Here is a 22,902-nt window from a genome sequence, read left to right as displayed (position 1 = left end):
ATTTGAAATGAAAAAAATAGGAACTACAATTCTTTTATTGGCATACTGTCTGGGGTTTTCCCAACAAAAAACAATTGACCAAAAAGTAAGTGCTTTGCTGAAGCAAATGACACTCGAAGAGAAAATTGGACAACTCAATCAATATACGGGGGACAATGCTGCCACCGGACCTGTTACTATAAATCCGAATAAGCAAGCCGAGATTAAAGCGGGTTTGATTGGTTCTATGTTGAATGTTTTGGGAACGCAGCACACAAGACAATACCAGGAATTGGCGATGCAATCCAGACTGAAAATTCCTTTGCTGTTTGGCCAGGATGTCATTCATGGATACAAAACTACTTTTCCACTTCCGCTGGCAGAAGCCGCAAGTTGGGATTTAGATGCTATGGAGCTCGCTGCCAGGATTGCTGCAACAGAAGCGTCTGCAAGTGGAATTCATTGGACCTTTGCCCCAATGGTAGATATTGCTCGTGACCCACGCTGGGGGCGGGTGATGGAAGGAGCAGGAGAAGATACTTATTTAGGTTCAAAAATTGCTTACGCCAGGGTGAAAGGTTTTCAGGGGAAATTGGGGGATATCAATTCCGTAATGGCGTGCGTAAAACATTTCGCTGCTTATGGAGCTGCTGTTGGAGGACGGGACTATAATTCGGTTGATATGAGTGAAAGAATGCTTTGGGAAACCTATTTGCCTCCTTTTAAAGCCGCTTTGGATGCGGGTGCAGCAACCTTTATGAATTCGTTCAATGACCTTAACGGAATTCCGGCAACCGGGAATAAATATTTGCAAAGAGATATCCTGAAAGGGAAATGGAATTTTCAGGGTTTCGTAGTTTCGGATTGGGGTTCAATAGGTGAAATGATCAACCATGGATATGTAAAAGACAGTAAAGAAGCCGCATTAGCTGCCATAACTGCCGGCAGTGATATGGATATGGAAAGCAATGCATACCGTTATAATTTAGCACAATTAGTAAAAGAGAAAAAGGTTTCAGTCGCGTTGATTGATGATGCAGTAAAAAGAATTTTACGCAAAAAATTTGAATTGGGATTGTTTGATGATCCTTACAAATACTCCAATGCGGAAAGAGAACAAACGGCATTGAACAATCCTGAACACAGAAAAGCGGCACGAGAAATTGCGGCAAAAAGTATCGTTTTATTAAAGAATGAGAAAACTATTTTGCCGATTTCCAAACAAACAAAAACGATTGCTTTTATAGGTCCTTTGGTTAAAGAGCGCAAGCAGAATATGGGCTTTTGGTCAGTTGAATTGCCAGAAGTGGATTATGATAAACATGTTATTTCACAGTGGGAAGGTTTACAGAATAAGGTAGGGAATACTGCTACGCTGCTGTATGCCAAAGGATGTGAAATTGAAGGGGATAACAAAGATGGTTTTGCCGAAGCAATTGCGGTTGCCAATCAATCGGATGTTGTAATTTTAAGCATTGGTGAAAGAAGGGATATGAGTGGCGAGGCCAAAAGCAGGAGTACGCTGCGTTTGCCGGGAGTTCAGGAAGAATTGATAAAAGCGATTCAGGCTACCGGAAAACCGGTTGTGGTTTTGATTAATGCGGGACGACCGCTTATTTTTAATTGGACCGCCGATAATGTACCTGCAATTCTGTATACATGGTGGTTGGGAAGCGAAGCAGGAAATGCCATTGCTGATGTTTTGTTTGGCGATTACAATCCTTCGGGGAAATTGCCCATGTCTTTTCCAAGAGAAGAAGGACAGATTCCAATTTATTACAATCATTTTAATACGGGACGACCGGCTAAAAATGAGTCAGAAACCAATTATGTTTCGGCCTATACAGACTTGAAGAATAGCCCTAAATTTCCTTTTGGATATGGATTGAGTTATACTTCTTTTGCCTATTCAAATTTGAAGCTGTCAAAAAATAAAATTAAAAGTACTGAAAGTATTTCCGTTTCTTTAGCCGTAACCAATTCAGGAAAAGTGGTAGGTGAAGAAGTAGTTCAATTGTATTTAAGAGACAAGGTTGGGTCCGTAGTGCGGCCAATTATTGAACTACAAGATTTTCAAAAGATACAACTGAATGCGGGGGAAACCAAAACGATTCAGTTCACTATTAACAAAGAAAAATTGTCCTTTTATAATGCAGCCTTGCAATGGATTGCTGAGCCGGGAGATTTTGATATAATGATTGGGTCCTCTTCTGCCGATATTCGTTTGAAAGATACTTTCGAATTGGTCAACTAATAATTATTAGGAAAAGGCGCCTTTTATTTGGAAAGGTCTTTTAAAAAAGTAAGAATAAAAAAATGATGCTTTTGTTTGTAAAACCGTTGTCCTTCCTAAGGAATTCGGTAATTTAAATTTCATCTTTTGTTTTAAAGCATTTGCTATTTGTGTTAATATATAGAAATACCTTTTATATTTTAATAAACGATTGCCCTTTATAGCTGAAAATTAATATATTTGATACGGTATTTTTTTAATTTATTAGATGTTGCAGGATGTTGAAATTGATATAAATATAAATAAAAAAGTATTGACTCTAAATCAATTCTCCTAAAAAAACTTGTAGTTATGGTATTATATTAGGACAATAAATTTGATAAAGAGGGAGTTTAAAAAAGAGGTTTGTCTTACGAGATAACCTCTTTTAAATTCTGTTTTCAATACTTTTTTAATTAACAATTAACAACTAACAATCTTCTACTTCTTATTTGCTTCTTTCAATATAGCTTCCAGATTTTCGTCTGTAAATTTACCTCCGGATAACAAAAGAAATTTATTTATTGGCATATCTGCTAACATTGCTTCTAAAAATGAAGCTGCTTTTTTCTCGTCTTCAGTCTCTGCTTTTTTATTTTCTCCCGTAAAACTTTGAACAAGTTGAGCATATAGTACGGCACTGTTAGGTGCATTCTTGAACTCTTTGAATAATGATTCCCTTGTAAGAACAATTTGAGCCATTTTTGTAGACTCAATGTCAATAGTTTGTTGCAAAGGTAAATCACGAGAAGAGCCTCCCACACGGATATCAAATTTCCCTGATTTTATTGCCCAATCATGAGATTTTGAATTGAAATAAGCAAAATCACGTGAAGTTAAATGGAAAGTAACTGTTTTTTCTTCTCCTGGCAATAAAGCTATTTTTTCAAAATGTTTCAATTCGTTTTCTGGTCTTGACACTTCAGTTTGCTGTTCGTGTACATACAATTCCACTACTTCTTTACCGGCCACTTTACCTGTGTTTTTCACTTTCAAAGAAATCGTGATGTCATCGGTATCTTTAGCAGCTGTCTTGTTTGTCTTTATATCAGAATAGGCAAAAGTGGTATAACTTAAACCATATCCAAAAGGAAAGTTTGGTTCAATTTTCTTTTTGTCATAATAACGGTATCCAATAAAAATACCTTCACCATAATTTGCATTTCCGTCTTTTGAAGGAAAATCCATTGCAGTTGGAGTATCTTCTAAACGCATTGGAAAAGTTTCAGATAATTTTCCGGAAGGATTTACTTTTCCAGTCAACACATCAGCAATAGCACCACCACCGGCTTGTCCTCCAAGATACGCTTCTACAATTGCAGAAACGTCTTTTTTCCAAGGCATTGAAACAGCAGCTCCATTCATTAATACGACCACTACATTTTTAGTTACTTTGGCAACCTCTTCGATTAATTTGTTATGGCCATCCGGCAGGTCCATGTTTTTTCTGTCAAATCCTTCAGATTCATAAGAATCTGGTAAACCTGCAAAGACAATTACCAATTCTGCATTTTTAGCATTTTGTACCGCTTCAGCAATTTTTGCTTCATCTGTTTCACCAGCTGAATTGTAACCAGTTGCAAACGAAAATTGCGTTCCTTTTGCCATTTTTTGTAATTCATCAAGTGCATTTACTATTTGTGTAGGACGAACCTGTGAACTTCCTGCACCCTGATAGCGGGGTGTTTTTGCAAAATCACCAACTATTGCTATTTTTTTCAAAGTCGATTTAAGCGGTAATAGTGCATTGTCATTTTTCAATAAAACAATACATTCGGCACTTACTTCTCTCGCAAGAGTATTGTGTTTTACTTTGTCAACAACAATTCCTTTTTTATGACTGTCTTTCGCTTTTAGCGTAACGGCAACGATATCAGTTGCAATTTCATCTAATCTAGCCTCAGATAAAGTTCCTTTTTTTACTGCATCGACAATTTTTTTATCATTGAAACCACCACTTGCAGGCATTTCTAAATGCAATCCGGCAGCTACTCCTAAAGCTCTTTCGTTTACCGCGCCCCAATCAGAAACAACAAATCCTTTGAAGCCCCATTTATCTTTTAGAATTTCATTTAATAAATAAGGATTTTCAGAAGCATATACTCCGTTTACTTTATTATAAGAACACATCACGGTCCATGGTTGAGCCTCTTTTACCGCCATTTCGAAAGCAGGAAAATAGATTTCATTCAAGGTACGTTCGTCTACATTTGAACTATTGGACATTCGTTCTGCTTCCTGACTGTTCGCAGCAAAGTGTTTCATTGAAGTTCCCACTCCCTGACTTTGGACACCATTAATAAAGCTGGTCGCAATAGTTCCGGCAAGAATTGGGTCTTCAGAGAAATATTCAAAATTTCTTCCTCCAAGAGGGGAACGTTTCATATTTACTCCGGGTCCCAGCAGTATTTGAACATCATTGGCCTGAGACTCAATTCCTAATGCTTCACCCATTTTTTGAGCGAGTGCAGGGTTCCAGGAAGAGGCAAGAGCAGATGCAGTTGGGAAGCAAGTTGCAGGAACACTGTTCGTGAAATCAAAACCTTCCGCTTTACGTAAACCATGTGGCCCGTCGGTCATAAAAATGGAAGGAATCCCGAGTCTTGTGATTGCTTTTGTTGACCATGCCGTTTCTCCTGAACACAAAGAAGCTTTTTCTTCAAGTGTCATTTTTGCAACTAAGCTTTTAGCTTTTGCTCTGTAATCTACGCTTTGGGCATACGATTGAGCGGATAGCGTAAGCCCAATAAGTAGTAAAAAAAATTTTTTCATAATCTTTAATTTGGTGGTTTTTTGGTAATTATTTATTGCTTTAAAAGCATGTGTGTTATTTTGACGCAATGTACATATTTTTTTGATTCACAACGCATTTCGCATTAAATTTTTATATATTTTTTGGAAATGGTTTTTTTTAGTTAATTTTTGTGAGAATGTGGCGTATTATTGAATACGTTTGTTCTCTTAAATCGCTTCCTTTTTATTTAGAGGCGGTTGAAGACGAGTTTTGAAAATGGAGCATTTCTTTTTTCTTTAAAAAAATAACTAAATTGCAGCGCTTAAAACGGCATAAAATTAACCCTAGAAATTAGAGCACATGTTAAGAAATATTTTAGATAACAGGGAAGATTATCAGCCAGGTTTGTCAATAGACTGTGTGATTTTCGGATTTCATGACAATCAGCTAAAAGTATTACTGATAAAAACCAAGTATAGTGATGCATGGTCTTTGCCTGGAGGTTTTGTGCCTGTTGATGAAGATATAGATCAGGCCGCGGGTACTATATTAAATGGTCGAACAGGATTAAAAGGAATTTTTCTGAGGCAGTTTTCTACTTTTGGCGCTGTCAACAGAAATGGAAAACATTTTAGTAATCGCGTTTTAAATTTTTACGGGATAGGTTTGGAAGAAGGAAAATGGTATACGAATCGCTTCGTAACTGTAGGGTATTATGCATTGGTGGATTTTTTAAAAACGGTGCCACAACCCGAAGGTAAAAATGAAACGGTGGAATGGATTGACCATCATGCAGTGCCGGATTTGATTTTAGATCACAAGGAAATTTTAGATAAAGCATTAGAGACTTTGCGCATGGAATTGAATCTGATGCCTGTTGGATATAATTTACTTCCCGAAAAATTTACCATTCCTGAATTGCAGAAACTATACGAAACCATATTGGGCAGAAAGCTGGATCGCAGAAATTTTCTCCGCAAAATAACGGCAATTGGGATACTGACAAAACTGGATGAAAAGAAAAGTAATGTCGCCCATAAAGCACCAAATTTATATAGTTTTGATCAGGAGAAATATAATGAAGTCGTACGAAATGGCTTGCATCAGGGTTGGTGATTTACATTGCATGACGTGCTAAGTCGGCTCCGAATTGTGCTTAAAGACGGGGCTGCAGTATCACTTTTTTACTTAAAAATACGACACGATTATATAAAAAAAAGAGGCTTGTCCGAAAATTACTTTTCAGACAAGTCTCTTTTTTATTCCTATAAATTAGGGATTCCTGATTTTTCAGGAATTGAAATTGTAAAGAATTTGTTTAACCCATATAGATTGGATTTTCTACTTAACCATTTCTGTAACAATCTTTTTTGCCTGATTTGAATTGCCCCAGTTTGCAATTTCATGTAAAACAGGCATCAAGCTTTTTCCCAAATCGGATAATGTATATTCTACTCTTTGGGGGCTTTCTTTAAACTCTTTTCTATCGATTAATCCCAGCGTCTCTAATTCTTTTAATTCATTTGAGAGTACCTTGTTTGAAATGGCGGGCATTAATTGATTTAGTTTCCCAAACCGCAAAGAACTTTCACCAATACAATTTAATATTATAGGCTTCCATTTTCCGCCAAAAATTGACATTGCTCTTGTTACAGGACAATCATAAGGGTTTTCAATATATCTCATACAATTTGTAGTTACCTGTTGGTTACCGGTATTTAATTTGTTGGTTACAAATATACACTAATGGTTGTAAATTTGTAAAAAATTATAAAGCCAAGAAACATGAAAAACATTTTAGTACTACTGACATTAATTTTAGCTGCAGCTAATTCGAACGCGCAAACAGCATCAGATGTTATTGTTAAAGACTGGGAAAGAGCTAAAGCCTATACTAGAGAGTATTTGGATGCAATGCCTGAAACTGGCTATTCTTTTAAACCAACAAAAGAAATGCGTTCTTTCTCAGGTCAGGTTTTGCATTTAAGCGACGCTATTTATGGTTTTGTGGGTTCTGCTACCGATGAGAAACCGGCGGTAGGTTTTGGGGATTTAGAAAAATCCGGCGATGAGAATAAAGCAAGTGTTACCGGCAAAGTAATGGCTGCCTATGATTTTGCTATCAATGCCATTAAAAAATATCCCAATGCAAAACTTTCAGAGCCTATTAAATTGTTCGGAAAATTTGATATGAACAGAGCGCAAGTGTTAGACAAGTGTTTTGAACATCAAACCCATCATAGGGCTCAAACAACAGTTTATTTGAGATTGGTGGGTGCTACGCCTCCGGCTGAAAAATTATTTTAATACCTATATTTATATGAAAATTAACAAAAGTATCTGGATAGCCATTTATTTGCTAGCCTTTGTAAATGTAGTAGCTCAAACAAATACTACTGAGAAAAAGGAGATCATTACGAATTTATATGTGAATCCAAATTTAGGGAAAGATGACTCTGATGGAACCAGGGATAGTCCTATTAAATCATTACCAGAAGCAGCTAAGCGTGTAAATAAAATGGTTGGAGAAGGGGCAATTCAAGTCTACCTTTCAGCGGGAACTTATGGATTGTCTGAAACGGCGGCTTTTAATCCCGCTAATTGGAAATTTTCAAAAAAAGATCGTTTAATCATTCGCGCTGAAATTTTACCTGACAGTACAGTTTGGAATCCGAGTGAAATGCCTATCATTATTTCAACAATGCCTTTTAACATAGAAACGAATGATAAAAAGGAAGTCACAGGTGGTTCTAACTATGGTATTTTGATTGAAACGAGCCATGTAACAATTCAGGGCTTACGCATATTAGGGCAACCAGTGCACGAGAACCCTTCGAAAGGGGTTTTGGTTAGGAATTACCCCATAGTTTGGGAAGGTAAGAATTTAAGTGATATGCGAATAACACAATGTTTATTTTTAGGCAACAAATTTGCCCTGCCAAATCACTTAGGGGTTTTAGCTAGTGGTGAAGAATTAGAGGTTGATCATTGTGTTTTTTATGGTGTTAAAGACGCAGTTGTTATGTGGAATTCACCAGCAGAAGAATGTGCATTGCATCATAATTTGTTTTTAAATATTTATGGGGCTGCGGTATGGACTTGGTCCACAACGGAGGATTTTAAATTCTATAACAATGTACTTAGTGGTGTCAATGTATTGTGGGTTTTGGAAAAAGAGGCCAAGTATTCATACACAATTCAGAATTCAATGTTAGTTGGGTACAATGAATTAGTTAATAAAGGAGGTGGTCCACAAGATTTTGGAATCCCAGCAGACCGAAAGAAATTGAAGTATAATTCGGATTTTAAGATTAAAAAAAATAAAAGTTTAGCTATTGAAGAAGATCAAACTAGCCGTTATTATTTACAATTGAAGCCGGGAACATTAGGGACCTCCTATGGTGCAGGATTGTTTTATAAAGCAAACTAAAAAAATGTCGATGAAAAAAGTAGCAGTAGCATTTCTAGTTAATGTAGTTTTTTGTTGTAGTGCGTGGGGTCAAAAGCCGTTGCGTCATTTTATGCAAAATAAAGATGTGCCGGCGTATCACATTCCTTATGGAAATAATCCGCAGGCCGGGCACTATGTACAAGCAAAGGATGCCAAAATTTATTATGAAGTATATGGCAGTGGACAGCCCATATTCCTGCTTCACGGCGGATTAATGGGTTCTATTGATGAAATGACTGAATTTATTGATAATCTGAAGCCCTCTTATCAGGTAATCGCAATTGCTACTCGTGGACATGGGAAATCAGAAATTGGAACTGCACCTATTACTTATGAATTAAAAGCCAATGATGTGATGGCTGTGGTTAATGCAGTCACGAAAGATAGTGTTACCATTCTTGGGTTTAGCGATGGGGCCTATGCGGGTTATAAGGTGGCAAGTATGTATCCTAAGCGGGTTAAAAAAATGATTGCAATTGGTGCAGGCGAGCAAATACCCGGTTTACGTAAGCTAGTTGCCTTCACTAAAGAGACGGTAGATTTGAATAGTGAATTTTGGAAACAAAAACTGGCACTAATGCCAGAGCCCGAAAGACTTGAAGAGTTTTGGATCAACATGGCCAACTTTTATAATACCATGACTGCCAGTAAAGAATTGTTCTTTACAATTAAATGTCCGGTTCTTGTAATGTCCGGTGAAGTTGACCGCAACGCACCTTTGCCAACAGTCATAAATGCATACAACATGATACCCAAAAGCCAGCTGAGTATTATACCGAATACTGGTCATGTCGTTTTCATGGAAAACTTTGCTGCTGTTTGGGCAAGTATCGTTCCGTTCTTAAACCAAAAATAAATCATCTCCACATGAAAAAAGTAATTTTATCCAGCGTCCTTGTTCTTTATATGACTGGAGTATTTGCACAGAAATTTACCTGGGACGAAAGGGAATTTGAAGCCATAAACAGCAAAGCAGAAATCGTCACTATGGACGGTGCCCAGGTATTAAAAGTAGAGCGTGACTTAAATACTTTCCCTTTCGACGAGAAAAATATTGACGCCTCAGTAGACGGCCCTACATACGTTAAACTAACGAATGCTGCTATGGAGAACGGGACGATTGAAGTTAAAATGTTAAGCCGAATCATGGAAGATTCTCCCTTTCCTGCTGCCCGGGGATTCATAGGAGTGGCTTATAGGATAGACCAGGAAAATAGGAATTTCGATGCCATTTATCTTCGCCCAAGTAATGGAAGAGCCGATGATCAATTGAGGCGCAACCATACCGTTCAATATTTCTCCTATCCAGGTTATACCTTTAGCCGATTGAGAAAAGAAGCAGACGGTTTGTATGAGACCTATGCCGATATAGGCCTAAACGAATGGATTGATGTGCGTATTGAGTTGCAGGGAGGAAAGGCCGTTTTATACATCAATAATCAAAAATCCCCATCATTTATCGTTGCTAAAATGCTGGGGACATCTAAAAAGGGCAGTATTGGGCTTTGGGTTGACATAGGAACGATAGGATATTTTAAAGATTTGAAAGTAATTCAAAAATAAGGGATTCTTAAATTCGATAATTTTTCGAAAAGTAATTTTTTTTTGAAGGAATAGGTGCTAAAGGAATTACAGATTCATTTTTGTCACAAGGGAAAACAAAAGCACAAAGGCAGTCTAAAAAAAATAGGGTGGCCTTTGTGCTTAAAAAACTTTGTGCTGGTCATGTTATTTTTGTAATAATTTCAGGCTCTTATTTTTATTTTTGGCATACATTTTTTTATTATATTTAAACCGTTTATCCTTAAAGTTACACTTGCTGTTATTTTTAGGATAAGTAATTATAAATGGGTGAAAATTTATAAAAGTATGCAACAGGCTGAAAAGTTATCAAAATTGAATATTTTCTTGGAAGATGTAGAAATTAAGGACAAGAATTTCCATATAAGGTTAGGAGCAAATTATCCAATTATCAGTGATTTATTTGAAAAATTATATTCCAATAGTCTCTACAAGGAGGAAGCATTTAAATTGTTGCTGCATTCTTTGATCAAAAATTTTGACAAGCGTTCCAGTTTGCAAAAGAAGCGGGATTTAACACGGGTTTCTAATCCCAATTGGTATTCCAGCGAGAAAATTGTTGGGATGATGTTGTATGTTGATCTCTTTAACACTGATTTTAATGGGCTGAAGGAAAAAATTCCTTACTTCAAAGATTTGGGAATTAATACAGTGCATTTGATGCCTTTTTTGGATGTGCCGGAATTTGAAAATGATGGCGGGTATGCAGTCCGCAATTATCGCGAAGTGAATCCTAAATTTGGCACAATGGAGGATTTTGAAGCTTTGGTAGAAGAGTTTCAAAAAAATGACCTGAATTTAATTATGGATTTTGTCCTCAATCATTGTGCTGATCAGCATCAATGGGCAGTTGAAGCACGTAAAGGAAATCCTAAATACAAAGATTATTTCTATTTTTTCCCAGACAGGACTTTGCCGAATGCTTATGAACGGACAATGGCCGAAATTTTTCCGGATACATCACCCGGAAATTTCACGTACCTGCCCGAGAGCGATCAGTGGGTGATGACTTTATTTTATGGCTATCAATGGGATTTGAATTATAAAAATCCAATGGTGTTAGTTGAAATGATAGACACCCTGTTATTCTGGTCCAATAAAGGAATAGATATTTTTCGTTTAGATGCAGTGGCTTTCATGTGGAAGGAGATAGGGAAGTTTAATCAAAATCTTCCGGAAGTTCATCTTTTGCTGCAGCTCTTTAAATTATGTGGACAAATTGTAGCTCCGGGTGTGGCCTATATTGCAGAAGCGATTGTAGCTCCTGAAGAAATTATAAAATATTTTGGTGAAGGATTGTCTCAGGGAGACGAATGTGATTTGGCGTACAATGCCAATTTTATGGCATTGAGTTGGGAAGCTTTGGCGACGCGCAACACCAATTTGCTTAAAAAATCAATGAACGCTGTTCTTAAGAAACCAAGAAACACCACATGGATAAATTATGCGCGTTGTCATGATGATATTGGATTTGGATTTGATGACAGGTTAGTGACCGAATTGGGATTGGACAGCTTGCAGCACCGCTTGTATATTTTGAAACACTATTGCGACGGTTTTAATGGCAGTTTTGCACTTGGACGGCGCTTTATGATTGAGCATGACACAGGGAATGCCCGACTCTGCGGATCTATGGCGGCATTGTCAGGATTAGAAAAAGCATTGAAGGGAAACAATGAAAGGGAGATTAAACTAAGTATTAAACTGATCAATTTACAGCATGCCATTATATTGTCTTTAGGGGGGTTACCAATGATTTACAGTGGAGATGAGGTTGCCATGCCAAACAATTATGACTATCTAAATGATGAAAGTAAGAAGCATGATGACCGTTGGCTGCACCGTTCTAAAATGAATTGGAATTGTATTGAAAACATGGAAGATTCTCCTGCAGCACACGCCCAGGTCTACAGGCAATTAAGAATCTTAATAAAAATTCGCAAACAAACGCCTGCTTTTGCGGATACTAATGATTTGGAATTTATCGAGTATGAGAATACGCATTTGTTAGTGTATAAAAAATCAAGTAACAATGATGTCGTTTATGTTATTGTAAATTTCTCTGAATTTGATACCTTATTCGAAAGTAGTCTGTTTTCCGATCTGAACGAAAATAAAGTATTCAATCTGGTGACGGAAAGCGAAATGGAGATTTACGAAAAGAACTTTATAAGCGCATATGATGTATTATGGCTTAGAAAATAATGCTACTGAAAAATTTGAAATACTAAGGCAGACGAGTTATAACAACCATTCGGACCATGCTGCTTTCTTGCAAAATATAGGGTTAAAACAAGTCAAAGACTTTTTAGAAAGATACTATGAGCCACTGATTAAGTCCTAAGAATTCCTGGAAAAAAGTAGACTAAAAAGAGGTTGTCTGAAAATTAATTTTTCGGACAGCCTCTTTTTCGTACGAGTCACAATGCTTTGTTTTGAATTATTCTATGGATTGAAATAAATGTAGTTTGAAAAAACGGAATAATTTTACTACTGCTAATTTTAACTTTATGCGATTATTTTGTTATTTATGTGCGATATTCTCAGCAATTGAGTATTATTTTTTTAGTACTCAAAAAAAATACAAATATATTGATGCTTAGTGTATAGAAAAAATTATATTTGTCAATTAAACAATTAATGTTTTAAAGTACAAAAATGAATCGAAAACAATTGCGCAGAATATTTTCATTTTTTTTTATAGTAAGCATGATATTTTCAGCTAGTGCCACCGAAATTTGGGTTTCTCCACGGGGTAATGATGCTAATGTGGGTACTAAATCCAGTCCATTGGCTACACTGCAAATGGCTTTAAGAAAAGCGAGAGAAATGCGCCGATTGCATGATCCTTTAGTGAGCGGCGGTATACATATTATTTTAACGGACGAAACTTTTTATTTAAACGAGCCTGTATTTATACGGCCGGAAGATTCCGGAACCGCAGAAAGTCCAACTATTATTGAAGCACAGTTAAACGCAAAACCAATAGTAAGCGGAGGAGTGCAAGTTGTAAATTGGAAGAAATCAAACAGTATAAACGGGTTAAAAAAGGGTACTGTCTGGGTGGCTGATGCACCTGAGAAAGCCGGTGCAATCATTAATTTTAGACAGTTATGGGTAAATGGTAAAAAAGCGGTAAGAGCAAAAAGCACCCCTGCTGTAAAGATGGATCGGATTTTATCCTGGGATAAAAAAACGCAAACCTGCTGGATTCCATTTAAAGACAAATCCATTAAGTTTGAACCGGGAATGGAAATGTTTATTCAGCAATGGTGGGCAATAGCCAATCTGCGCATTAAAAACATAGAAGTGCATAAGGATAGCGCCAAGGTTTCTTTTGAGCAGCCGGAAAGCCGTATACAAAGTGAACACCCATGGCCAGCACCTTGGATTTCTGACAAAACTGGTAATTCTCCATTCTTTTTGAATAATGCAATTTCATTACTGAATGAACCTGGTGAGTGGTATCTGGATAGAAAAAACGCAAAAATATACTATTATCCAAAAGCTGGAGAAACTATAAATTCAGTAAAAGTGATAGTGCCTGTTTTAGAGAACCTTGTTGAGATTAAAGGAACCATTGATTATCCGGTGCATCATATCTCCTTTAGAGGAATTTCCTTTGAATACAGCAATTGGGTTCGCCCGTCCCAAACCGGGCACGTCCCTTTACAGGCAGGGATGTATATGCTGGATGCCTACTCCTTAAAAATCCCCGGAACACCAGACAAGGCAGGTTTAGAAAATCAAGCCTGGATTGGCAGGCCAAGAGCGGCTGTAGAAGTCAATTATGCACACAATACAAAATTTGAAGCCTGTAATTTTGAGCATTTATCTTCCACAGGATTGGATTTTCATCGGGGGACAAATCACAACACCATACAGGGTAATTTGTTTAGGGATATTGGTGGAAGCGCAATTAATATGGGCGTTTTCTCTGATGAAGCTTTTGAAACACATTTGCCCTATAATCCAAAAGACAGCAGAGAAGTTTGTTCGGATGAATTAATTGCGGATAATTTAATTACAGATGTTACCAATGAAGATTGGGGTACGCTGGGTATTAGTGCTGGATTTGTAAAAAACATCACTATCGAGCACAATGAAATTTCTGATGTTTCTTATACCGGAATAGGTTTAGGCTGGGGTTGGACAAAATCTTTAAATGCAATGAGCAATAATAAAGTAATTGCAAATAAAGTGCATCATTATGGAAAACATTTATATGATGTTGCCGCGATTTATACCCTTTCGGCACAGCCAAAAAGTATAATTGCAGACAACTATATTGATCGTATTTATTTTAGCCCTTATGCTCATGATCCATATCATTGGTTTTATTTATATACCGATGAAGGCTCTTCTTCTTTTACGGTAAAAAATAATTGGGTGCCAGCCGAAAAGTTCTTGCAAAATGCCAATGGTCCAGGTAATGTTTGGACCAATAACAATGCATTTGTAGGGGACGCCGTTGCGAAAAATGCAGGTATTAGAAATCCATATTCGTACTTAATTAAAGAGGCTGTTATCGATGCAACGTGGCCTTTGCAGGAAGTTCCTCATTTTGCAGCTATCGAATTAATCGGCACTGATTTTTCTGTTGAAAAAATTATATCGATTGCGAAAACCAATGGCGTAATAGCCCCTGAAGTGTATAAATGGGAAAACCATCTGGTCCTCTATGCTAAATTGAATTATATAGAAAGTTTAAAAAAGGAATTGACGCTGGTGTATCCGGCGGCTCAAATTAAAACATACGATAAGCCCCTTTATAATTTTAGCAATTTTGAAAAATGTAAAGATTCAAAACCTGCTGCAGAATGGGAGCATATCGTTTTAACGGCAAACCTAGTAGAAGATCCTAAGCTGCAACAGGAATATGTGGATTATCATCAGACACAGTTTCAGAAATGGCCGGAAGTCGCGCAAGGATTCTGCAACGCAGCTTTTCAACAATTGCAGGTTTTTAGAAATGGAAGACAATTAATGTTGATTATCAGCATTCCAAAAGGAGCAAGTTTAGCTGAACTGAATCCTAAAACAGTAGAAAATAATCCTCGTGTAAACGATTGGAATGCATTAATGAAGAAATATCAAACTGGAATTGATGGAACAGAACCTGGTGAAATCTGGGTGTTTTTGAAAAAGATAAACTAAAAATAAACCTGAAGAAATGTTAAAAATAGCTATTCTCGGTCTCGGAGAGGGTCGTAGTACCATGTCGGCAGCTTTAAAAAGCTCCAAATTAGAGCTGGTAAAAGTATGTGACAGAAATGAAGAATTGTGTAAGCAAAGAGCAAAGGAATTTGATTTTCATTCTTATACTCAAAATTATGAAGAGCTGTTGACAGATGATACCATTGATATCATTGCCATTTATACACCGGATCATCTGCATGCCGAACATGTTAAACAAGCCTTGTTGCATGGAAAACATGTGGTTTGCACCAAGCCTTTCATTGATGATTTGTCTAAAGCAAAAGAATTGCTGGAGCTGAGCGAGAAAACAGGTAAAAAAGTTTTTATAGGTCAGAGTTCCCGGTTTTTTGAACCGATGAAAAAACAAAGAGCCGATTATGAGGCCGGTTTAATTGGAGATTTAATTACCATTGAGGCGCATTATCATGCCGATCATAGATGGTTTTTAGCAAAAGACTGGTCCTTGCTGCAATCCTTCAAATGGCTTTACGGCGGACTAAGCCATCCTGTTGATTTTATCCGGTGGTATTTACCCAACATTGAGGAAGTAATGGGTTACGGAATGATTAGCAGCAACGGAAAAGAAGCAGGTTTGAAAAATGAAGATACGATGCACTTTATTTTTAAAGCAACGGATGGCAGGATCGCAAGAGTGAGCGGAGTGTATACATCTCCCACACAACCTGCGCAGAGAGACAGCGGTATGAGCTGTATTTTAAGAGCAGCACAAGGGGCAAGTCAGGCTGACTATCACGAACTGCGGTATGCTGTTACAACTAAAGACGGGGAGCAAAAAATAGTTACATGGGGGGATGATACACTAAAACACTATTTCCGTTTTGAGGGACAAAGTCATCATGCCGGTGAATACCAAAACTACTTAGAATATTTTGCCGACAGTATCGAACAGGGCTTTGAGGCTTATCCAAATATGAAGGAAGGTATTGGAACAGTAGCATTATTACAAGCTATGGACAAAAGTTTACAAACAGGAATGCCAGTTAAAATGGCTGATGTTTTAAAAGAATATGAACTATGAATAGTATTTATGACAAGTTAACCACATTAGATTTTATAATCGTAGCTATTTATTTAGTGACATTATTGGTGATAGGTTATGTGGTAAGCAGTAAACAAAGTAAGAAAAACGAAACGCTTTTTCTGGCGGGTAATTCTCTGAACTGGTATAATATAGGATTCAATATGTGGGGGACCAATGTTGGCCCGTCTTCCTTATTGGCTTTTGCCAGTATTGGTTATGCTACTGGTGTTGTAGCCGGAAATTTCGAATGGTATGCTTTTGTATTTTTATTGCTGTTAGCAATGGTTTTTGCCCCGCGTTATATTGCAAGCAAGGTAAGTACCATGCCCGAATATATGGGTAAACGCTATGGAGACAGCACTCAAAATATTTTGGCCTGGTATGCTATGGTGAAAATTTTGGTGAGCTGGCTCTCGCTGGGCTTGTTTAGCGGAGGTGTTTTAGTACGTCAGATTTTAGGAATTCCGATGTGGCAAAGTGTGACCGTTTTAGTAATTTTTTCTGGTATTTTTACTTTTGCCGGTGGCTTAAAAGCAATCGCAAAAGTGAACGTATTTCAAATGATTTTATTAATAATCGTATCGCTCACGCTTTCGTTCTTAGGATTGCAAAAAGTAGGAGGTATAGAAGCACTGATCGCTAAAACGCCTGCTAATTTTTGGAATTTAGTGCAGCCTGCAAGTGATGCAAATTATCCCTGGCCTGCCATATTATTAGGCTATCCTGTTGCTGCAGTAGCCTTCTTCTGTACGGACCAGTCCATGGTTCAAAGTGTATTGGGGGCAAAAAATTTAGAGCAGGGACAGCTTGGCGTTAATTTTATAGCCTGGTTAAAAGTATTGGCATTGCCACTATTTATTTTGCCGGGTATTCTTTGTTATGTTTTATACCCGGAATTGGGTGAAAATTCAGATTTGGCTTATATGACAATGGTTACCAATTTATTTCCTAGTGGAATGAACGGTTTGGTTATTTGTGTTTTAATAGCAGTATTAGTGGGTACCATAGGTTCCTCACTTAATGCGCTTAGCACTGTTTTTACCAATGATATTTATGTAAAGAAAATTAATCCTGCAGCAACCATTAAGGAGCAAATAAAAATTGGTCGTATTACCATTGCAGCTGGATGCCTGTTTGCTATTCTGATAGCGATCGCCATTGACAATATTAAAGGCCAAAATCTATTTAACATTTTTCAGGCAGTGCTGGGGTTTCTTGCTCCTTCTTTATCGGTGGTATTCTTGTTGAGTATTTTTTGGAGACATACTACCAAAAAAGCAGTAAATGCAACTCTGTCATGGGGTTCTGCATTTAGTTTGTCTGTTGGAATTTTGTATTTATGGATTTTTCCTGCGGATGTATATGCAGCCTGGCCTCACTTTTTATTGATTTCGTTTTACATTTTCGCTGTGCTGTTGGTAGCGGCGGTCATCATTTCATTAACCGATAAAAATCCGGAAACAAATTTTGTAAGCGAAACCAATGTTCCTAAAACCAGCAGGCGGGTTAAAGTATTATTTACTTTATTGGGCTTAGTCATTTTGAGTTTATACCTCATTTTTAATTTTAATTAATATGAACACATTTTTATCTTTTGTCAATTCTCTGCGCCATGGCGGAAAAACCTTTGTTTGTCTTTGTGCTTTATTGTTTTTATCGGAGAGCTCTACTGCTCAAACCTGGATATGGTACCCGGGAGATTTTGAGATTAACCTGGCCAATAAAATGCAAAACCGCAGAACCGAAAGAGCTTCTTTTTTACCTGTTTTTTGGAAAATGGACAGCCACTACAACCTCATTGATTTTCATAAAGAGTTTACGCTGACAGCACCGGAGGAAGTTGCTATAGCTGTTGAAGGAACGTACAATATCAAAATTGACGGCAAAGCATTTCAGGGTTTGCCAAAGAAAATCACAATGCCGGCCGGTACCCATAAATTGAGTCTTAAGGTATACAATCAAGGGGCCGTTCCGTCCATATTTATAAATGGGAAAACCGTTAAATCTGACGCCACCTGGCTGGTTACTTTTGAAGATAAAGAATGGATTGATGAGACGGGAAAAGCCTCAGACCAGTCCGGAACTACCTGGCTGCAAGCTGGAGCTTGGAATTTGAATGACGCAAATCAGCCGCCTTCAAAATTTGCTTTGCCTGTTACGAAAATGGAGCCGGTAAGTGTCAGCAAATTGGCTGAAGGAAACCTTTATGATTTTGGTAAAGAGACCTTTGGTTTTATTAAATTAAACGCAGTGCAAGGGAAAGGTACTGTCGATATTTATTATGGAGAGTCTAAGGAAGAAGCTCTTTCTAAAGCGCATTGCGAAACATTAGATCATATTGAAATCGATTTTAGTGCCAGGAAAGATACCGTTATGGAGCTTTCAAAGGCGTATCGATATGTGCAGGTAGTACCTTCTTCAGGAGTTAATATTGGTGCTGTAAATATGTTATTTGAATATGCGGATTTAAAAGACAAAGGGAGTTTTAACTGTTCTGACGATCAGATCAATCAGATTTACGATGTCGCTAAATATACTTTTCACCTTTCCTCAAGAGAGTTTTTTATTGACGGAATCAAAAGAGACCGTTGGATCTGGTCCGGTGATGCTTATCAAAGTTACCTGATGAATTATTACCTGACCAATGATTCGCCAACAGTGGAAAGAACACTATTGGCTTTAAGGGGAAAAGATCCGGTTACGGCGCACGTCAATACCATTATGGATTATACTTTTTATTGGTTTTTAGGGATTTATGACTATTACCAATATACCGGAGACAAAACTTTTATCAAGCAGTTTTATCCAAGGATGCAGTCTTTAATGGAGTATTGCCTGTCCAGAAGAAACACTAACGGAATGATGGAAGGACTTGCCGGCGATTGGATTTTTATCGATTGGGCTGAAGGTTTGAGTAAAAAAGGAGAAGTGAGTTTTGAACAATTATTATTGGCTCGAAGTTTAGAAGCAATGACCGTATGTGCTAAAATTGCTGGAGACGATGCAGGATCTTCTAAATATAAAGGCTTAGGTACGCAGCTAAAAAGCAAAATTTTTGATAAATACTGGAATCCGGAAAAGGGGGCATTGGTTCATAGTTTTGTTGATGGAAAACAGACTGAGAATGTAACGCGCTATGCTAATATGTTTGCCATCTTTTTTGATTATTTTAGTGATGCACAAAAACTGCAGGTTAAGAATACGGTATTGCTCAATGATAAAGTGCAAAAAATTACCACTCCGTATATGCGTTTTTATGAATTGGAATCTTTGTGTGCCATGGGAGAACAAGATTATGTTTTGAAAGAAATGAAGGATTACTGGGGCGGAATGTTAAAATTAGGGGCTACCTCTTTTTGGGAAGAATACAATCCGAATAAAAAAGGAACAGAACATTTGGCCATGTACGGCAGGGAATTTGGAAAAAGCTTATGCCACGCCTGGGGTGCCAGTCCAATTTATTTACTGGGGAAATATTATTTGGGTGTAAAACCATTGCAGCCAGGATATGCTGAATATGAGATTAAACCCAATTTAGGCGGATTACAATGGATGGAAGGAAAAGTGCCAACACCCAATGGCGAAGTAGCGATTTATTGCAGTACAAAAGAAATTAAAGTTAAAGCGGGTGAAGGAGAAGGAAAATTGGTTTTTGAAAGTCAAAACAAACCTAAAACGAACAACGGAAAAATTACGCAACTGGAAAAAAATAAATACCAACTGACCATTAAACCAAATGTTGCTTATCAAATAAATTATAAAGCTCTTTAATAATGCAAAATACTATAAATAGATACCGTCTCTTTTTTGTCTTTTTAACCTTTCAGGTTGCTGCTCAGGTTAAAAATACGGAAACACAAATTCAATATTTGTCCGGTAAAGGGTATAAGGATACTAAAGCTTGGGAATTTAAAATTTCAAAAGATAGAAAAAGCGATGCTTGGGGTACAATCAACGTGCCTTCGGTTTGGGAACAGGAAGGGTATGGTAAATACCAATACGGAATACGGTTTTATGGAAAACCGCATCCTGAAGGGATAGCAGATGAGGTGGGGCAGTATAAATATACTTTCAAAGTCCCTAAAGAGTGGGAAAAAAGAAACATTCGCATCGTTTTTGATGGCGCGATGACTGATGCCCAAGTGAGAATCAATGGTCGCTCGGCAGGAGACATGCATCAGGGTGCTTTTTATCGTTTTAAGTATGATGTTACAGGACTTTTGAAATACGGTAAAGACAACCTTTTAGAAGTTACGGTAAGTAAAGAGTCCGAAAATGGCAGCGTGAACCTAGCCGAGCGAAGAGCTGATTATTGGAACTTTGGGGGTATTTTCAGACCGGTTTTCTTAGAGGCACTTCCAGCGCAATTTATAGATTATACGGCGCTGGATGCCAAAGCAGACGGAACATTCAATGCGAATATCTTCTTGGGAAGTGGCGCGTCGGATCTTAGAGTTGAGGCTACCATTACAGATAAAAATGGAAATAAAATTGGGGAAACCATATCGAATAAGGTGGTTCCCGGGGGCGATAAAGTATACCTGTCGGGTACGTTTAAAAATATCAAACAATGGACTGCTGAAACACCAAACCTTTATAATGTGGCTATTAGGCTTTTTAAGGGAAAAGAAGTAGTGCATCAGGTGGATGATGTGATCGGATTCCGTACTATCGAGATTAAAAAAGGAGATGGGATCTATGTAAATGGGAAACGTGTTTTGATGAAAGGAGTAAATCGTCATAGTTTTTGGCCAGAATCAGGACGTACTTTAAATACAGAATTAAATTATGCTGATGTTCGATTGATTAAAGAAATGAATATGAATGCGGTGCGGTTGTCACACTACCCACCGGATCCGGATTTCCTCAAAGCCTGTGACGAGCTTGGTTTGTATGTGATGGATGAACTAGGGGGATGGCACGGTCATTATGATGACAATGTCGGAAAAAAATTGGTTAAGGAAATGGTGCAAAGAGATTTGAATCACCCGAGCATTATCTTTTGGTCCAATGGAAATGAAGGCGGCTGGAATACCAATTTAGACAATCAATTTGCAATTTGGGATTTACAAAACAGACCCGTATTGCACCCACAACAAGAATTAAACGGTGTTGAAACGATGCACTACCGGTCGTATGGAGAAATGCTGGAGTATTTTAGAGGGGATAAAATTTTTATGCCAACGGAGTTTTTACACGGTCTTTACGATGGTGGTCATGGGGCAGGATTAGATGATTACTGGGAAATGATGCGCAAGCATCCCAGAAGTGGTGGAGGATTTCTTTGGGTATTGTCTGATGAAGGAATTGCACGAACCGATCAGGATGGAAAAATAGACAATCAGGGAAACTACGGTGCCGATGGTATTGTAGGGCCACATCATGAAAAGGAAGGAAGCTTTTTCACCATTAAAGAAGTTTGGTCGCCGATAATGGTAACTACTCCAAAGAAACTAGCTCCTAATTTTGATGGTGTTTTTACAATGGAAAACAGGTATGATTTCACCAATGTGGACCAATGTTCATTTGAATGGGAATTGGCTAGTTTTCCGGATGCCAGTTCCGGAAAAGCAGTTCGGACTACGGTTCAAAAAGGAACAGTTTCCGGAACTTCCATTGCGCCGCAAGCTACAGGAAAAGTAACAGTGAATCTGCCTAAAAATTGGAAATCTGCAGATGTATTGTATTTGAAAGCAATCAATGCTGAAGGAAAAGAATTATGGACATGGGACTATACGTGGGATAAAGAGGCAACGGTAAAAGCAGAAAAATCAGGAAATGTAGTATTGCAGGAAACAGCTGGTGCTTATGTTGTGGAAAGTGGTGCATTATCGGTAAAGATTGATAAAAAGTCAGGCAAATTAGTTGAAGTAATACAATCGGGTAAAACAATCAGTTTTAAAAACGGACCAAGATTTATTGAAGCGCGTCGTGGTGATCGTACTTTGGATGGTACTATAGATCCTGCATTTTTAAAAGGAGAAGATCGTATTTATAAAGAATTTGAATGTATCGATAAAGAGGTTAATTGTGCAGAAAATCTGGTAAGTATTGTTGCTCAGAAAACAGATAACTCGGTAAAAATTGAAGTGGTTTATTCCGGTTCACTTCAAAAAGTAACCTGGACCATTCAGCCTCAGGGAACTGTTCAGCTGGATTATGAATACCAGTACAATGGTGTAGTGGATTTGGCGGGTGTTTATTTTGACTATCCGGAGGAAAAAATGAAATCTAAAAAATGGCTGGGTGACGGTCCGTACCGTGTTTGGCAAAATCGTCTTAAAGGAACCACTTTGGGAATTTGGGAAAATGAGTACAATGACCCAATTCCAGGAGAATCATTTAATTACCCGGAGTTTAAAGGGTATTTTAATAATTGGAAATGGGCGACTTTTAACACTACAGAAGGAGAAATTTCAATAAGCAATGCATCAGGGAACAGTTATTTAGGAGTATATGCGCCAAGGGACGGCAGAGATGCCTTGCTGTATACTTTGCCGAACACCGGTATTGCCATTTTTGATGTTATACCACCAGTACGAAATAAGGTAAATGCAACGGATTTAGTTGGACCTTCATCACAACCAAAATGGTTGAATGGGGTTCAAAAACACACCGTTTATTTGAAATTTAAATAATACGTT

The 22,902-nt window shown here is 37.7% G+C and carries 14 protein-coding genes; 12 read left to right on the top strand and 2 right to left on the bottom strand.

The features are described from left to right. Positions 1–7 precede the first annotated feature (7 nt). Entirely contained in the window at positions 8–2,233 is a 2,226-nt protein-coding gene (locus ACNQGN_RS02785) for a glycoside hydrolase family 3 N-terminal domain-containing protein (RefSeq protein WP_417986331.1), read from the top strand. 459 nt (positions 2,234–2,692) lie between these two features. Here the strand turns inward: ACNQGN_RS02785 and ACNQGN_RS02780 are convergent, their stop codons facing one another. Next, a complete protein-coding gene (locus tag ACNQGN_RS02780) occupies positions 2,693–5,023 on the bottom strand; it encodes a glycoside hydrolase family 3 C-terminal domain-containing protein (RefSeq protein WP_417986330.1) in 2,331 nt (776 codons plus the stop codon). Positions 5,024–5,345: 322 nt separating this feature from the next. Here ACNQGN_RS02780 and ACNQGN_RS02775 point away from each other — a divergent pair, with 322 nt between their 5' ends. After that, positions 5,346–6,101: an NUDIX hydrolase gene (locus ACNQGN_RS02775; RefSeq protein ID WP_417986329.1), complete on the top strand. Its 756-nt coding sequence runs from the start codon at positions 5,346–5,348 to the stop codon at positions 6,099–6,101. A 225-nt stretch (positions 6,102–6,326) separates the two neighbouring features. Here the strand turns inward: ACNQGN_RS02775 and ACNQGN_RS02770 are convergent, their stop codons facing one another. Continuing rightward, on the bottom strand, positions 6,327–6,671 hold the full coding sequence (locus ACNQGN_RS02770) for a winged helix-turn-helix transcriptional regulator (protein ID WP_417986328.1): 345 nt from the start codon (positions 6,669–6,671) through the stop codon (positions 6,327–6,329). Between the two features lie 99 nt (positions 6,672–6,770). Between ACNQGN_RS02770 and ACNQGN_RS02765 the strand changes: the two genes are divergently transcribed. The 10 genes from ACNQGN_RS02765 to ACNQGN_RS02720 all read left to right on the top strand — a co-directional run bounded on the left by ACNQGN_RS02765 (position 6,771) and on the right by ACNQGN_RS02720 (position 22,896). Then, positions 6,771–7,292, top strand: coding sequence for a DinB family protein (locus ACNQGN_RS02765; protein WP_417986327.1), 522 nt, complete (start codon positions 6,771–6,773; stop codon positions 7,290–7,292). A 13-nt stretch (positions 7,293–7,305) separates the two neighbouring features. Beyond that, positions 7,306–8,415: a hypothetical protein gene (locus ACNQGN_RS02760; protein ID WP_417986326.1), complete on the top strand. Its 1,110-nt coding sequence runs from the start codon at positions 7,306–7,308 to the stop codon at positions 8,413–8,415. Continuing rightward, a complete protein-coding gene (locus ACNQGN_RS02755; protein ID WP_417986325.1) occupies positions 8,384–9,292 on the top strand; it encodes an alpha/beta fold hydrolase in 909 nt (302 codons plus the stop codon). The genes ACNQGN_RS02760 and ACNQGN_RS02755 overlap by 32 nt, the downstream gene beginning before the upstream one ends. Positions 9,293–9,303: 11 nt before the next feature. Then, a complete protein-coding gene (locus ACNQGN_RS02750) occupies positions 9,304–9,999 on the top strand; it encodes a hypothetical protein (RefSeq protein ID WP_417986324.1) in 696 nt (231 codons plus the stop codon). Between the two features lie 306 nt (positions 10,000–10,305). Beyond that, entirely contained in the window at positions 10,306–12,222 is a 1,917-nt protein-coding gene (locus tag ACNQGN_RS02745; RefSeq protein WP_417986323.1) for an amylosucrase, read from the top strand. Between the two features lie 453 nt (positions 12,223–12,675). After that, on the top strand, positions 12,676–15,174 hold the full coding sequence (locus ACNQGN_RS02740) for an L-rhamnose mutarotase (protein ID WP_417986322.1): 2,499 nt from the start codon (positions 12,676–12,678) through the stop codon (positions 15,172–15,174). 16 nt (positions 15,175–15,190) lie between these two features. Next, positions 15,191–16,255 carry a Gfo/Idh/MocA family protein gene (locus tag ACNQGN_RS02735; RefSeq protein ID WP_417986321.1) on the top strand — a complete coding sequence of 355 codons (1,065 nt, stop codon included), beginning with the start codon at positions 15,191–15,193 and terminating at the stop codon, positions 16,253–16,255. Beyond that, positions 16,252–17,832 (top strand): sodium:solute symporter, encoded by a 1,581-nt coding sequence (locus ACNQGN_RS02730; protein WP_417986320.1) that lies wholly within the window; start codon positions 16,252–16,254, stop codon positions 17,830–17,832. The genes ACNQGN_RS02735 and ACNQGN_RS02730 overlap by 4 nt, the downstream gene beginning before the upstream one ends. Position 17,833: 1 nt before the next feature. Continuing rightward, complete coding sequence (locus tag ACNQGN_RS02725; RefSeq protein WP_417986319.1) at positions 17,834–20,029, top strand: alpha-L-rhamnosidase-related protein; 2,196 nt, start codon at positions 17,834–17,836, stop codon at positions 20,027–20,029. A 2-nt stretch (positions 20,030–20,031) separates the two neighbouring features. Continuing rightward, positions 20,032–22,896, top strand: a complete 2,865-nt coding sequence (locus ACNQGN_RS02720; protein ID WP_417986318.1) for a glycoside hydrolase family 2 protein — start codon at positions 20,032–20,034, stop codon at positions 22,894–22,896. The last annotated feature ends 6 nt before the right edge of the window (positions 22,897–22,902 follow it).

It is taken from the genome of Flavobacterium rhamnosi (assembly GCF_048286515.1).
Taxonomy (GTDB): Bacteria; Bacteroidota; Bacteroidia; order Flavobacteriales; family Flavobacteriaceae; genus Flavobacterium.
The sequence above is the reverse complement of the archived record's forward strand: the minus strand, read 5'-3'. Positions and strand labels throughout refer to the sequence as shown.